The sequence below is a fragment of the Burkholderia sp. Ac-20379 genome (genome assembly GCF_017104645.1).
Classification (GTDB): domain Bacteria; phylum Pseudomonadota; class Gammaproteobacteria; order Burkholderiales; family Burkholderiaceae; genus Burkholderia.
On the sequence record NZ_JAAGPF010000025.1, the window covers coordinates 1 to 13,039 of the forward strand.

The window sequence follows — 13,039 nt, forward strand, 5'->3', positions numbered from 1 at the left end:
CGCCGACGGCCTGTACGAAGTGATCGGCTGCAACGGCCTGGGCCTGAGCCGCGGCTCGTCGGCGGGCAAGCTGATCGCCGAATACGCGCTCGGCCAGCCCGGCGAGCTGACGCGCCAACTGCTCGATACGCCCCGCCCGCGCCAACGGCCCGCGCCCGCGCGGCGCGCGCTTCGGCCGCCGCGCCGACGGCCTGTACGAAGTGATCGGCTGCAACGGCCTGGGCCTGAGCCGCGGCTCGTCGGCGGGCAAGCTGATCGCCGAATACGCGCTCGGCCAGCCCGGCGAGCTGACGCGCCAACTGCTCGATCAGCCCGCGCCGCGCCCGCTGCCCGCGCCCGCGCTGTCCGGTCTCGCCGTCTCGGCGACGATCTGGGCCAAGGAATGGATGGCCGGCGAGGAACGCTAGGCCTGCGAAACGTTTTTTCAAGGACACATCGATGAGCACTCACCACGAATGGCAAGCCCGCGCCGCCGCGCTCGAACTCGACGGCCGCGCGCTGATCGACGGCGCGCGCCGCGACGCGCAATCGGGCGACACGTTCGCCACGCTGAACCCGGCCACCGGCAAGGTGCTGGCCGACATCGCGCGCTGCGGCGCGGCCGACGTGGACGCCGCGGTGGCCGCCGCGCGCCGCACGTTCGACGACGGCGTCTGGTCGAAGGCCGCGCCGGCCCAGCGCAAGCGCGTGCTGCTCGCGCTGGCCGCGCTGATCGAGCAACACACCGACGAGCTGGCGCTGCTCGAGGCGCTCGAAGCCGGCAAGCCGATCGGCGAATGCCTGGGCCTCGACATCCCCGAATCGGCCGCCTGCATCCGTTGGCATGCCGAAGCGACCGACAAGCGCTACGACGCGCTGTCGCCGTCCGGCTCGGACGTCGTCTCGATGATCACGCGCGAGCCGATCGGCGTGGTGGGCGCGGTGCTGCCGTGGAATTTCCCGGCGCTGATGCTGGCCTGGAAGATCGGCCCGGCGCTGTCGGTGGGCAACAGCGTGGTGGTCAAGCCGGCCGAGCAGACCTCGCTCGCCACGCTGCGGATCGCCGAACTGGCGCTCGAAGCCGGCCTGCCGGCGGGCGTGCTCAGCGTGGTGACGGGTTTCGGCGCGGAGGCCGGCGAGGCGCTCGGCCGCCACGACGACGTCGACCTGATCGCGTTCACCGGCTCCACCGCCACCGGCAAGCGCTTCCTGCACTACTCGGCCGACACCAATCTGAAGCGCGTGGTGCTCGAATGCGGCGGCAAGAACCCGCAGGTGGTGCTGCCCGACGTGGCCGATCTCGGCCCGGTGGCGGAAAACGCCGTGGCCGCCGCGTTCTGGAACATGGGCGAGAACTGCAGCGCCGGCTCGCGCATCCTGGTGCCGGCCTCGCGCAAGGCGGAACTGATCGAGCGCATGCAGGACGTGCTGCGCGGCTGGAAGACGGGCGACCCGCTCGACCCGGACGTCAAGCTCGGCGCGCTGATCGAGCAGAAGCATTTCGACAAGGTGATCGGCCATATCGAGCAGGCCAAGGCCGAAGGCGCGCGCGTGGTGTTCGGCGGCGGCGCGGTGCTGGCCGAAACGGGCGGCTGGTTCGTCGAGCCGACGCTGTTCGACCAGGTCACGCCGGCCATGTCGATCGCGCGCGACGAGGTGTTCGGGCCGGTGGTGTGCGTGATCGAATACGCCGACATCGACGAGGCCGTGGCGATCGCCAACGACACCTGCTACGGCCTGGCCGCCTCGCTGTGGACGGACGACGTGAACCACGCGCACCGCGTCGCGCAACGCCTGCGCGCCGGCACCGTGACGGTCAACTGCTTCGGCGAGGGCGATCTCTCGACGCCGTTCGGCGGCTTCGGCCAGTCCGGCTTCGGCGGGCGCGACAAGTCGATCTACGCGCACGACCAGTACTGCGAACTGAAAACGACCTGGCTGAAGCTCGGCTGAGATCGGCCCGCGTCCGGACGAAACCCGCCCTGCCCCCGATTCCGGGCGCGGGGCGGCCCGCTTTGGGGGCCGGTCAACCGGCCGCAAGCGCTTGCCGCGCATGCGCCGCCGCCCTCCGAATTGATTCCGATTGCCAGCGCCGCGCTTCGCTCGCACACTGTCCGTTCCGCGGCCCGCGAGGCCGCCCGCGAGCCGGCGCGCGAACCGGCATTTCGGTCCGAAAGGTCATGCCGATGCAGAAGAAACCGTTGTTTGCCGACCGGCTGCTGGCGCAGATGCCGTCGCTGCGCGCGCTGCGCTGCTTCGTCACCGCCGCGCGCTACGAGAGCTTCACGCACGCGGCCGAGGTGCTGTGCGTGACGCAGGGCGCGATCAGCCGGCAGATCAAGGAGCTGGAGGATTCGCTCGACGTCGCGCTGTTCGAGCGCAGCGGCCGCTACATCACGCTGACCGACGCCGGGCGCGTGCTCTACAACGCGTCCTACCTGTCGATCATGAACATCGCGGAGGCGGCCGACGCGGTGCGCCGCTCCGATTCGCATGCGCTCACCATCTGCGTGTCGCACACGTTCTCGGCGCTGTGGCTGTCGGCGCGGCTGCCCGCGCTGCGCCGCCGTCATCCGCAGTTGCGCCTGCACGTGATGGCCACCGAGCACTTCATGGAGCTCGACGACCTGCTCGAACCGGACGTCATCATCACCAAGAACCCTCCGCGCGAGGCCGGCTACGAGGTCACGCCGCTGTTCCACGACGTGGTGTATCCGGTCTGCAGCCCGGCGTTCCTCGAGCGCAGCCTGCCGCACCGCGCGCTCAAGCCGCTCGACCTGCTCGAATATCCGACGCTGAACCTGTCGCTGCTCGGGCGCGCGCAGGTGTGCGAGCACGTCGACTGGCGCGTCTGGCGCAACTGGTTCCAGCAGGGCGACGGCTCCGAGCGCCTGATCGACAACGATCGCTTCGAGAGCAACGATTACCGCCTGCTGGTGGCGCAGGCCGAGGCCGGCGAAGGCACCCTGCTCGGCTGGCATCACCTCGTGCACCGCCAGGTCGAACAGGGGCGGCTCGTGCGGCCGGTGCGCGACGCGCTCGAATTCCGCGATCGCCATCACTACCTGATCACCCACAAGAACACCAAGCTGCGGCCCGAATACATCCAGTTCCGCGAATGGCTCGACGAGGAAGTGGCCGCGATGATGGGCGACTGGCGTGACACCGCGCCGGCCGGATCGGCAGCGTCGGCCTCGGCGGGCAGTTCCGAGGCCGGCCGCGAAGCGAGCCGCGTGGCCGCCGTGACGGGACGCTGACCGCATGCGCCGCCTCGAGCACACCGCGCCCGACCCGGGCGCCGGCGCCCCCATGAAAGCCACCTCGCCGCTCAACAAGGGCTACCGCCGCCTGATTCCGTCGATGACGGCGCTGGTCGAATTCGAGGCCGTGGCGCGGCTCGGCAGCTTCACGCTGGCCGCGCGCGAGCTGGGCGTGACCCAGGCCGCCGTCAGCCGCCAGATCCGCATGCTGGAAGACACGCTCGGCGCGCAACTGTTCGAGCGCCTGCACCGCGCGATCCGCCTGACCGCCGACGGCGAGCTGCTGCAGGCCGGCGTGTCGGAATCGATGCAGAAGATCGCGTCGGTGTTCGATCGCATCACGCACGGCGGCGCGCAGCGCGAGGTGGTGATCACCGCCACCTCGGCGTTCTCGCACTTCTGCCTGATCCCGCGCATCGCCGGGCTCGCGAAGCTGCGGCCCGACCTGCAGGTGCGCGTCGTCACGCAGATGTTCACGGCCGACCTGCGCAGCCCCGACGCCGACATCGGCATCCGCTTCGGCGACGGCGTGTGGCCCGACTGCCGCTCGCAACTGCTGTTCACCGAGCAGGTGTTTCCGGTCTGCTCGCCGGCCTGGCTCTCCGCGCACGCGATGCCCGGCTCGCTGGCCGACCTCGTCCACGCGCCGCTGATCGAATCGGACAGCACCTCGGAAGGCTGGATCGGCTGGGACGCCTGGCTGCGCGGCGTGGGCGCGCGCCCGCCGAAGCTCGGCTTCGCGCTGCGCACCAGCCTCTACACCGATGCCATCGCCGCGGCCCGCTACGGCCAGGGCATCGCGCTGGGCTGGGGCCGGCTGGTCGGCGCGGCGCTCGCGGCCGGCGACCTGGTGCGGCTGCCGATCGCGACGCTCGACGTGACCGACGCCTATTACGTCGTGATCCCGAACAGCCGCAACGTGCCGCTCTCGCTCGACGAGGTGGTGGCGTGGCTGCAGGCCGACGCGGCCTGAGCGCCGCGCCGCCCGCGAGCAAGCTCAGAACGTGTGCTGCATGCCCACGCCGAGCGTGTTGCCGGTGGGATTGCCGCTGAGCTTGTCGTAGGAATACACCGCGTACACGAACGTGCGCCGCGACAGCACGTATTCGTAGGCCAGGCTCGCCGTGTTGCGCACGTCGCTCTTGTCGAGCGGCTTGCTGTGCGCCGTGCGCGCCCATTCGGCGAGGATCAGGTTGGTGGGCGTGAGCCGCACCGTGGTGCCGAGTTCGTAGGTATGCGAACCGGTTTGCGCGCTGACGTTGCTGGTGGTCTGCGCGGCGGCGTACAGCTTCACGTACTTGGTGTCGTAGGCCGCGCCGGCCAGATACAGGTATTGATCCGAGCTCGGCGCGACCACCGCCGTGCGCACGCGCTGCGCCGAGAACACGGCCGTCAGCGGCCCCTTCGCGTAGGTCAGGTGCAGGCCGACGTTGTCCTTGCCCTGATGGCCGGTGGTGCTGCTCACGCCGTAGATCGCCGTGGCGGTCAGGCCGCCCAGGTTCGGCGAAACGTACTCCACCGCGTTGTCCCACACGGTGTCGCCGATTTCGGTGTTGTCGTAGGTGCTGGTGTACGACTGCACGATCAGCGGCGAGAACACCACCGACGAGCCGAACGGGTTCACGAGCTGCTGGTTGATGTAGGTGGGGTTGGTCTGCTCGCCGATCTTGACCGTGCCGAAGCGCGCCGAGGTCAGCCCCACGTAGGCGTTGCGCGAGAACAGGCCGTCCGTGGTGTTGCGCCCCATCTGCCCGGTGTTCGGCCGGAAGAAGCTCTCCAGCGAGAAGATCGCCGCGTAGCCGCCGCCCAGTTCCTCGCGGCCGCGAATCCCCCAGAACGAGGTGGTCATGCCGCCGCCGCCCACCTGCGCGGTGCTGGCCTTCGAGGTGCTCAGCTTCGAGGTGTCCACGTACATGCCGATCAGGCCGTACATCTGCACCGAGCCCGACGCGGTGTCGAGCGCGGCGGCCTTCGCGGCGCTGTAATCCTCGGCGTGCGCCGCGCCGCTCAGGCCGGCGATCAGGATGCCGAACCAGGCGAGGTGCGGGCGGGCGTGGCGCGCGCGGCGGGCAGCCGCGGCCAGGGGTGCGTTCATGACGAAAGTCTCCAATATGGTTTTTTATGAGGCGAGCGGCGCCGCCACCTGCGTTCGGCGCAAGCGGGCGGGTCATGCCGGCAAGGGGGTGCCCGGGCCGTTCCGCCCGGGCCGGTGAATCAGGACAGCGAAGGAACCGGCGGCTCAGGCCGCGCGGCGGCGGGCCATTTCGGCGTTGAGCTTGTCGCGATCGAGCTCGCGTTCCCAGGCCGCCACGGCCAGCGTCGCGACGCCGTTGCCGATCGTGTTGACGATCGCGAGGCCGGTGCCCATGAAGCGGTGGATGCCGAGGATCAGCACCATGCCCGACACGGGAATCAGCGGGAACACCAGCAGCGTGGAGGTCAGCATCACGAACGCCGCGCCGGCCACCCCGCTCGCGCCCTTCGAGGTCAGCATCGCCACGCCGATCAGCGTGACCTGCTGGATCAGGCTCAGCTCGACGTTGAACGCCTGCGCGATGAACAGCACGGCCATCGTCAGGTAGATGTTGGTGCCGTCGAGGTTGAACGAGTAGCCGGCCGGAATCACGAGGCCCACCACCGATTTCGAGCAGCCGAGGCGTTCGAGCTTCTCGAGCATCTGCGGCAGCGCCGCCTCGGACGAGCTCGTGCCGAGCACGATCAGGATCTCCTCGCGGATATAGCCCATGAAGCGGAAGATGCTGAAGCCGAGCGCGCGCGAGATCAGGCCGAGCACCACCACGATGAACACCGCGAGCGTCAGGTAGAACGCGCCGATCAGCTTCAGCAGCGGCAGCACCGCGCCGATACCGTAGGTGCCGATGGTGAACGCCATCGAGCCGAACGCGCCGAGCGCCGCCACCTTCATGATGATGTGGACGATGCCGAAGAACGAATGCGCGACCTGGTCGATCAGCTGCGTGAGCCCGCGGCCGCGTTCGCCGAGCGCGGCGAGCGCCGCGCCGAACAGCACGGACACCAGCAGCACCTGCAGCACGTTGCCCGTCACGAACGCGCCGATGATCGAATCCGGAATGATGTGCATCAGGAAGTCGACGGCGTTCTGATGATGCGCGGCCGTGGTGTAGCCGGCCAGCGCCTTGGTGTCGAGCGTGGCCGGGTTCAGGTCGAAGCCGGCGCCGGGCTTGAGCAGGTGGCCGCCGATCAGGCCCACCACCAGCGACAGCGTGGACACCACCTCGAAATACAGCATCGCCTTGCCGCCCACCCGGCCGACCTTCTTCATGTCGCCCATGCCGGCGATGCCCGTCACCACGGTGCAGAAGATGATCGGGCCGATCACCATCTTGATCAGCTTGATGAACGCGTCGCCGAGCGGCTTCATCTGCACGGCGAGCGACGGCGCGAAATGGCCGAGCAACACGCCGAGCGCGATCGCCGCGAACACCTGGAAATACAGCGCGCGGTAGAACGGCTTGCGGGGCTGCCGCGCGGCGGCGGTCAGGGTGGCGCTCTTGCTCATGCGGCCACTCCCGGGCGGGACGTCGGATTGTCGATGCGGATCATGCGTGTCTCCTTCATGGATGCGCCGGCGGCGCGCGTGCGCCGTCCGGCCTTGCCTCGTCCGCCGTCTGGCGCGGCGGATCTCCTTAAAACGGGGTCGTACGGTAAAGCGCGGCTCAGCGGCCGTACAGCCGGAGCGGATTATCGACCAACAGCTTGCGGCGCAGTTCGGGATCGGGGCAGAAGCGGAACATCAGGTCCACCAGGCCGCCGTCGTTCGGCATGTCGCGCGTGATGTTCGGATGCGGCCAGTCGGTGCCCCACAGCACGCGGTCGGGCGCGGCCTCGATCAGCGCCTGCGCGAACGGAATCGCATCGTCGAACGGCCGCGTGCCGGCCGAGACGCGTTCGCCGCCGCACACCTTGACCCACGCGAGCGGGTTGCGCATCAGGTCGAGCAGTTGCGCGAACGCGGGCTGATCGACGCCGGCCTCGGCGCGCACGCGGCCCATGTGGTCGATCACGAACGGCACCTGGATGCGCGCGATGCGATCGGCGTAGGCGACGATGTCCTGCGCGTCGAGGTGCAGCACGACGTGCCAGCCCAGATGCTGGATGCGCTCCAGCACGCGGTCGAACACGTCGAGATCGGGCGCGCCGCCCAGGTGCGCGACGAAGTTGAAGCGCACGCCGCGCACGCCGGCCGCGTCGAGCGCGGCCAGTTCGTCGTCGGTCACGCTGCCGTCGACAATCGCCACGCCCATGTAGCGGCCTTCGCTGCGGGCGATCGCGTCGAGCATCGCGGAGTTGTCCGTGCCATGGCAGCTCGCCTGCACGATCACGCCGCGCGCGAGGCCCAGGAAATCGTGCAGCCCCACCAGGCGCTCGAACGGCGCGTCGGGCGGCGTGTAGCTGCGGTCCGGCGCGTACGGGAATTGGGCGGCCGGGCCGAACACATGGCAATGGGCGTCCCAGGCGCCGGCGGGCAGCGCGTGCGCGGGGCGGACCGGATGGGGATCGGGGGGCAGGCAGGATTTCATCGATGTCTCGTGGCTGGCCGCTCGCGGCGGCTGTCGTTCGGGAATGGGATGCATTGTGGTGGCTCGGCCGCCTCGCTACAATCGCCATACCAAACTAGCTGTTATACACATTTCACATAGCCTGATCATGGATCTCCGGCAACTCGACGCCTTCGTGCATGTGGCGGAACTCGGCAGCTTCACGCGCGCCGCCAATACGCTGAACACCAACCAGCCCGCGCTGAGCCGCCTGGTGCGGCAACTCGAAGTGGAACTGCGCCACACGCTGCTGGAACGCAACGGGCGCGGCGTGACGCTGACGCCGGCCGGCCAGCGCATGCTGGCGCACGCCAAGGGGCTGTTGCAGCAGGTGCAGCGCGCCTCGCAGGATCTCGACGAGCTGCGCGGCACGCTCGGCGGGCACTTCGGCATCGGCATCACGCCGAGCTTCGCGCGGGTCGGCACGCTCGAGCTGGTGCGGCGCTTTCGCGGCACGTTTCCGGGCGCGACGCTGTCGGTGGCGCAGGGGCTGTCCACCTATCTGACCGAATGGCTGATGATGGGCCGCATCGACGTGGCCGTGCTGTACGACACGTTCGACACGCCCTCGATCGACAAGCGCACGATCCACACCGAGGAGTTGTTCCTGGTCGGGCCGGGCCACGCCGAGCCGGTCGAATCGATCACGCTGCGCGAGATCGTGCGATACCCGCTCGTGATCCCGGGCCGCATGCACGCGATCCGGCACATGGTGGAGGCCGCCGCCGCCGAGCAGGGCATCCGCCTGAACATCGAACTGGAGGTGGACGGCGTGGCCTCGATCCTCGATCTGGTCAGCGAGGGCATCGGCCACGCGGTGCTGTCGCTGAACGCGATTCCGGCCGACCTGCCGCCCGGCCACTTCCGCCTGACGCGGATCACCGAGCCGACGCTGTACAGCCGCATCGCGATCGCCACCAGCCGCCGCCATCCGCTGCCGCAACTGGCGCGCCAGGCGATCGCGATGCTGGAAGCGCAGGTGCTGCCGCTCTACGGCGCCGCGCGCGGGCGCTGAGCGCGCCCTGCCCCGTTCCCGCTCCGAACCGCCGCGAACCCGGGAAAACACCGATGCCGCAGCCTGCTTCGAGTGTTTACTGTATCGATACACTAAATCGATACAGTCGCCGCGTGGCCGTCGCGCCGACCCCATAACCGGCTCGCGCAGCGCGCGGCACCCAGGAGACATGACCATGCAGTCGAATTCCCGCAGACGCTTTCTTCAAACCGCCTCGGCGGCCTCGCTGGCCGCGGCCGGCATCGGCCTGCCGGCCATCGTGCGCGCGCAGGCGCCGATCGCGTTGCGCGTGTCGTCGTCGATGCCCGCCAACGACAACGCCGCGCATTACGTCTGGTATCAGCACCTGGCGGCCAACCTGAAGGCGAGCGTGGGCGACCGGATCCGCATCGATTTCTTCCCGAACAACCAGCTCGGCAAGGAAAGCGACGTGGTGCAGCAGGTCAAGGTGGGCGCGGTGGACATGATGGTGTCCGGCTCGTCGATCTGGGCGACGGTGCTGCCCGAGCTCGGCATGCTCGATCTCGGCTATCTGTTCGACGGCTTCGACCATGTGGGCCGCGCGATGGACCGCTCGGTGGGCGCGTCGTTCGACACGCTGCTGCAACAGCGCGCCGGCTGCTCGGTGGTGGGCTGGGGCTATTCGTTCGGCGGGCGCAACGTGTTCACCAAGAAGCCGGTGCACACGCTGGCCGACATCAAGGGCCTCAAGCTGCGCGTGCTGCCCACGCCGGCGTTCATGGAAACGTTCAAGCTGATGGGCGCGGTGCCCACCCCGATTCCGGTCGGCGAGCTGTACATGGCCGCGCAGACGGGCGTGGTGGACGGCTTCGAGCACGATTGCGCGACGGTGCTGGCCAGCAAGTTCGACGAGGTCGTGAAGTCGTGCTGGGAAACCCAGCACGTGTTCAGCCCGATCGTGGCCGTGATGGGCCGCCGCGCGCTGGCCAAGCTGCCGGCCGACCTGCTGCCCGCGTTCCAGGCCGCGGCCCGCAGCGCGACGCTGCAACAGCGCCAGGCCGCGATCCAGACGGCCGCGCGCGCCGCCGACGCGCTCAAGCAGCGCGGCATGCAGTTCGCGCCGATGTCGCCGGCCGACCGCGCCACCGTGCGCGGCGAGATGCAGAGCCAGCTGTACGCGAGCTTCGCCAAGCAATATCCGGCCACCGCGCCGCTGTTCCCGGCCATCGCGGCCGCCCGGAGCTGAGCTCATGCGCGCCCTGTCCACCGATTCCACGGCGCCGGCCGCCGCGGCCGGCATAGCGGCCGAGATCGCCGACGCCACCGCCGCTCGGGCCTCGACGCGGCTCGCGCGCGGCCTCGACGGCCTGCTGCGCGCGATCGAATGGTTCTGCGCGGCGGTGCTGGCGGCCGACGTGGCCGTGGTGTTCATCTCCGTCGTCTACCGCTATTTCCTGCACGACCCGGTGGACTGGGCCGAGGAAGTGGCCGGGGCGCTGATGATCGTGCTGGTGTTCTGCGGCGCGGCCACGGTGCTGGCGCGCAGCCAGCACGTGGGCGTCGACCTGTTCCGCGGCATGCTGCCCGCGCGCTGGCAGCCGGTGCTGGTGCAGGCCGGCCACTGGGTGATCGCGGGCGTGGCGGCGAACCTGTGCGTGTCGTCGTATCTGCTGCTGATCGATTCGTTCGGGCAGATGACGCCGAGCGGCCTGCCCGCCTGGATCAACGTCTATCCGCTGCTGGCGGGCAGCGCGTTCATGACGCTGTTCGGTTTCGCCAACGCGCTGAACGGCCCGCGCCGCGCGGTGCTGCAATCGCTGGCCGGCTGCGTGCTGGGCGTGGCGGCGGTGCTGGCCTGGAACGCGCTCGCGCCCGCGCACGCGCTGCGGCCCGGCGCGCTGCTGGCGATCGGCTTCTTCGGCGGGCTGCTGCTCGGCGTGCCGATCGGCTTCGTGCTCGCGTTCAGCGCGCTGCTGTATTTCCTCGCCGAGCCGTCGCTGCCGATGCTGGTGTACGCGCAGCAGGTGATGGCCGGCACCGATCACTTCGTGCTGCTCGCGATTCCGTTCTTCGTGCTGGCCGGGCTGCTGATGGAGAGCAATGGCATGTCGTCGCGACTGATCGAGCTGCTGCTGCGGCTGTTCGGCCGCGTGCGCGGCGGGCTCGGCCTGATCACCATCATCGCCACCGCGTTCTTCTCGGGCGTGTCCGGTTCGAAGCTGGCCGACATCGCGGCGGTGGGCGGCGTGGTCATGCCGGCCGTGCGCCAGAGCCGAGAGGATCCGAACGAGGCCGCCGCGCTCTTGGCCGCGAGCGCCGTGATGGCCGAGACGATTCCGCCGTGCGTGAACATGATCATCATGGGCTTCGTCGCCAACATCTCGATCGCCGGGCTGTTCCTGGCGGGCGTGGTGCCGGCCGCGGTGCTGGCGGTGGCGCTGGCCGCCGTGGCCGTGATCGCGGGCCGCCGCATCGATCTGGCCGCCGCGCTGCCGAACCCGCGCACCTGGCTGCCGCTGCTGGGCGGCGCGCTGGTCGCGCTGATCATGATCGCGATGATCGGCAAGGGCGTGACCTCCGGCATCGCCACCTCCACCGAGGTGTCCGCGTTCGCCGTGGTGTATGCGCTGCTGGTGGGCTGGCTGGCGTTCCGCGAGCTGACGCCGCGCTCGATCGCGCGCGTGTTCGTGCGCTCGGCGTCGATGGCGAGCAGCATCCTGTTCATCGTCGCGGCCGCCTCCAGCGTGTCGTTCGCGCTGACCATCGAGCAGATCCCCGCGCTGGTGTCCGATTCGATGATCGCGTTCGCGCATCAGTACGGCCCGACCATGTTCATCCTGCTGTCGGTACTGCTGATGATCGTGTTCGGCGCCGTGCTCGAAGGCGCGCCCGCGCTGATCATCTTCGGCCCGCTGCTGACGCCGATCGCGATGCAGCTCGGCATCAACCCGCTGCACTTCGGCACCGTGATCGTGGTGGCGATGGGCCTCGGCCTGTTCGCGCCGCCGGTGGGGCTGGGCCTGTTCGCCACCTGCGCGATCACCGGCACCGACGTCAAGGCGGTGGCGCGGCCGATGCTCAAATATCTGCTGGTATTGTGCGTGGCTCTCGTGGTACTGATTCTGGTGCCGTCGTTTTCCCTGTGGTTGCCGACCCGGCTCGGCCTGTAACCGGATTTCACTGTCAGACATGAGCACCATTCAGGATGTCGCCCGCCACGCCGGCGTGTCCGTCAGCACCGTCTCGAACGTGCTCAACGGCCGCACCGACCAGATGCGCCAGGACACGCTGGCGCGCGTGCAGGCCGCGATGGACGCCCTGCAATACCGCCCGAGCACGCTCGCGCGGCAATTGAAGACGGGCCAGACGCCGCTGGTCGGGCTGCTGGTGCCGTCCATCGCCAACCCGATGTACGGCTACATCGCGCGCGAAGTGGAAACGCTCGCGCAGGAGCGCTACGGCCACCGCGTGCTGATCGGCAACACCTATCGCGATCCGCTCAAGGAGGCATCGTTCTTCGAGGATCTGCTCTCGCAGGGCGTGCGCCGCGTGATCGTGATCTCGTCGCTGGCCGACGAGCGCCACCTCGAAACCGCCGCCGAACGCGGCATGGTGGTGGTCAGCTACGACCGCCGCGCCACCGACGGCGAACGCACCCGCATCGATCACGTCACGCCCGACAACTTCGGCGCGGCGCGCATGGCCACCCGCCATCTGATCGCGCACGGCCACACGCAGCTCGCCTACGCCACGCTGGCCGGCATGACGCTGAGCCGCCGCGACAAGATCGACGGCTTCCTCGCCGCCGCCGCCGAAGCGGGCCTGTCGGGCAGCGCGCGCGTGCTCGACAGCGGCACCGTCAACGAATACGGCGATTCGATGATCGCGCAGAACGGCCGCGCGCTCGCGCAGCGGCTGGCCGGCGATGCGGAGCGCCCCACCGGCATCGTCGCCGTGAACGACCTGATGGCGCTCGGGCTGATGGCCGGCCTGCGCGAATCGGGGCTGCGCGTGCCGGAGGACATCTCGATCGTCGGCATGGACGGCCATTTCCTCGGCGCGATCTCCAACCCCGCGCTGACCACCGTGCAGTTGCCGGTGCCCGCGATGGCCGCCGCGATGGTCGAGCGCGTGATGCGCCAGGGCGATGCGCCCGCCGCGGTCGAGCCCGCGCTCTTCACGGACATCGCGCTGATCGAGCGCGAATCGGTCGCGCCGCCGGCGCGCCGCTGATTTCAGGAACG

At 69.7% G+C, this 13,039-nt stretch carries 10 protein-coding genes and 1 pseudogene; 8 read left to right on the plus strand and 3 right to left on the minus strand.

From position 1 onward, the window contains the following. Positions 1 to 161: 161 nt before the first annotated feature. From G3N92_RS05430 to G3N92_RS05445, 4 genes and pseudogenes are all read left to right on the plus strand, one after another. Positions 162 to 407: pseudogene (locus G3N92_RS05430) on the plus strand (FAD-dependent oxidoreductase); the annotation flags it as partial. A 31-nt stretch (positions 408 to 438) separates the two neighbouring features. Further along, positions 439 to 1,932 carry an aldehyde dehydrogenase gene (locus G3N92_RS05435; protein ID WP_206126433.1) on the plus strand — a complete coding sequence of 498 codons (1,494 nt, stop codon included), beginning with the start codon at positions 439 to 441 and terminating at the stop codon, positions 1,930 to 1,932. 233 nt (positions 1,933 to 2,165) lie between these two features. Then, positions 2,166 to 3,236 carry a LysR substrate-binding domain-containing protein gene (locus G3N92_RS05440; protein ID WP_206126434.1) on the plus strand — a complete coding sequence of 357 codons (1,071 nt, stop codon included), beginning with the start codon at positions 2,166 to 2,168 and terminating at the stop codon, positions 3,234 to 3,236. 52 nt (positions 3,237 to 3,288) lie between these two features. Then, complete coding sequence (locus G3N92_RS05445; protein WP_241014603.1) at positions 3,289 to 4,212, plus strand: LysR substrate-binding domain-containing protein; 924 nt, start codon at positions 3,289 to 3,291, stop codon at positions 4,210 to 4,212. A gap of 24 nt (positions 4,213 to 4,236) precedes the next feature. Here G3N92_RS05445 and G3N92_RS05450 read toward each other — a convergent pair whose 3' ends face one another. The 3 genes from G3N92_RS05450 to G3N92_RS05460 form a co-directional block, all read right to left on the minus strand. Next, the gene (locus tag G3N92_RS05450) at positions 4,237 to 5,334 is read right to left on the minus strand and encodes a porin (RefSeq protein ID WP_206126435.1); all 1,098 of its coding nucleotides are present in this window, start codon (positions 5,332 to 5,334) and stop codon (positions 4,237 to 4,239) included. 144 nt (positions 5,335 to 5,478) lie between these two features. Beyond that, the gene (locus tag G3N92_RS05455; RefSeq protein ID WP_206126436.1) at positions 5,479 to 6,780 is read right to left on the minus strand and encodes a dicarboxylate/amino acid:cation symporter; all 1,302 of its coding nucleotides are present in this window, start codon (positions 6,778 to 6,780) and stop codon (positions 5,479 to 5,481) included. 157 nt (positions 6,781 to 6,937) lie between these two features. After that, a complete protein-coding gene (locus G3N92_RS05460) occupies positions 6,938 to 7,801 on the minus strand; it encodes an amidohydrolase family protein (protein WP_206126437.1) in 864 nt (287 codons plus the stop codon). Between the two features lie 127 nt (positions 7,802 to 7,928). On the opposite strand from G3N92_RS05460, the gene G3N92_RS05465 reads away from it, so the two are divergent. From G3N92_RS05465 to G3N92_RS05480, 4 genes are all read left to right on the plus strand, one after another. Further along, positions 7,929 to 8,834, plus strand: a complete 906-nt coding sequence (locus tag G3N92_RS05465) for a LysR family transcriptional regulator (RefSeq protein ID WP_206126438.1) — start codon at positions 7,929 to 7,931, stop codon at positions 8,832 to 8,834. 175 nt (positions 8,835 to 9,009) lie between these two features. After that, positions 9,010 to 10,041, plus strand: coding sequence for a TRAP transporter substrate-binding protein (locus G3N92_RS05470; RefSeq protein ID WP_206126439.1), 1,032 nt, complete (start codon positions 9,010 to 9,012; stop codon positions 10,039 to 10,041). A gap of 4 nt (positions 10,042 to 10,045) precedes the next feature. Continuing rightward, positions 10,046 to 11,965 (plus strand): TRAP transporter large permease subunit, encoded by a 1,920-nt coding sequence (locus G3N92_RS05475; protein ID WP_206126440.1) that lies wholly within the window; start codon positions 10,046 to 10,048, stop codon positions 11,963 to 11,965. A 19-nt stretch (positions 11,966 to 11,984) separates the two neighbouring features. Then, positions 11,985 to 13,028, plus strand: a complete 1,044-nt coding sequence (locus tag G3N92_RS05480) for a LacI family DNA-binding transcriptional regulator (RefSeq protein ID WP_206126441.1) — start codon at positions 11,985 to 11,987, stop codon at positions 13,026 to 13,028. Positions 13,029 to 13,039: the final 11 nt, after the last annotated feature.

Bases quoted from the DNA above. Each gene is read 5' to 3' on its own strand.
- G3N92_RS05435 (WP_206126433.1), top strand. From the start codon at position 439: ATGAGCACTCACCACGAATGGCAAGCCCGCGCCGCCGCGCTCGAACTC.
- G3N92_RS05440 (WP_206126434.1), top strand. From the start codon at position 2,166: ATGCAGAAGAAACCGTTGTTTGCCGACCGGCTGCTGGCGCAGATGCCG.
- G3N92_RS05445 (WP_241014603.1), top strand. From the start codon at position 3,289: ATGAAAGCCACCTCGCCGCTCAACAAGGGCTACCGCCGCCTGATTCCG.
- G3N92_RS05450 (WP_206126435.1), bottom strand. From the start codon at position 5,334: ATGAACGCACCCCTGGCCGCGGCTGCCCGCCGCGCGCGCCACGCCCGC.
- G3N92_RS05455 (WP_206126436.1), bottom strand. From the start codon at position 6,780: ATGAGCAAGAGCGCCACCCTGACCGCCGCCGCGCGGCAGCCCCGCAAG.
- G3N92_RS05460 (WP_206126437.1), bottom strand. From the start codon at position 7,801: ATGAAATCCTGCCTGCCCCCCGATCCCCATCCGGTCCGCCCCGCGCAC.
- G3N92_RS05465 (WP_206126438.1), top strand. From the start codon at position 7,929: ATGGATCTCCGGCAACTCGACGCCTTCGTGCATGTGGCGGAACTCGGC.
- G3N92_RS05470 (WP_206126439.1), top strand. From the start codon at position 9,010: ATGCAGTCGAATTCCCGCAGACGCTTTCTTCAAACCGCCTCGGCGGCC.
- G3N92_RS05475 (WP_206126440.1), top strand. From the start codon at position 10,046: ATGCGCGCCCTGTCCACCGATTCCACGGCGCCGGCCGCCGCGGCCGGC.
- G3N92_RS05480 (WP_206126441.1), top strand. From the start codon at position 11,985: ATGAGCACCATTCAGGATGTCGCCCGCCACGCCGGCGTGTCCGTCAGC.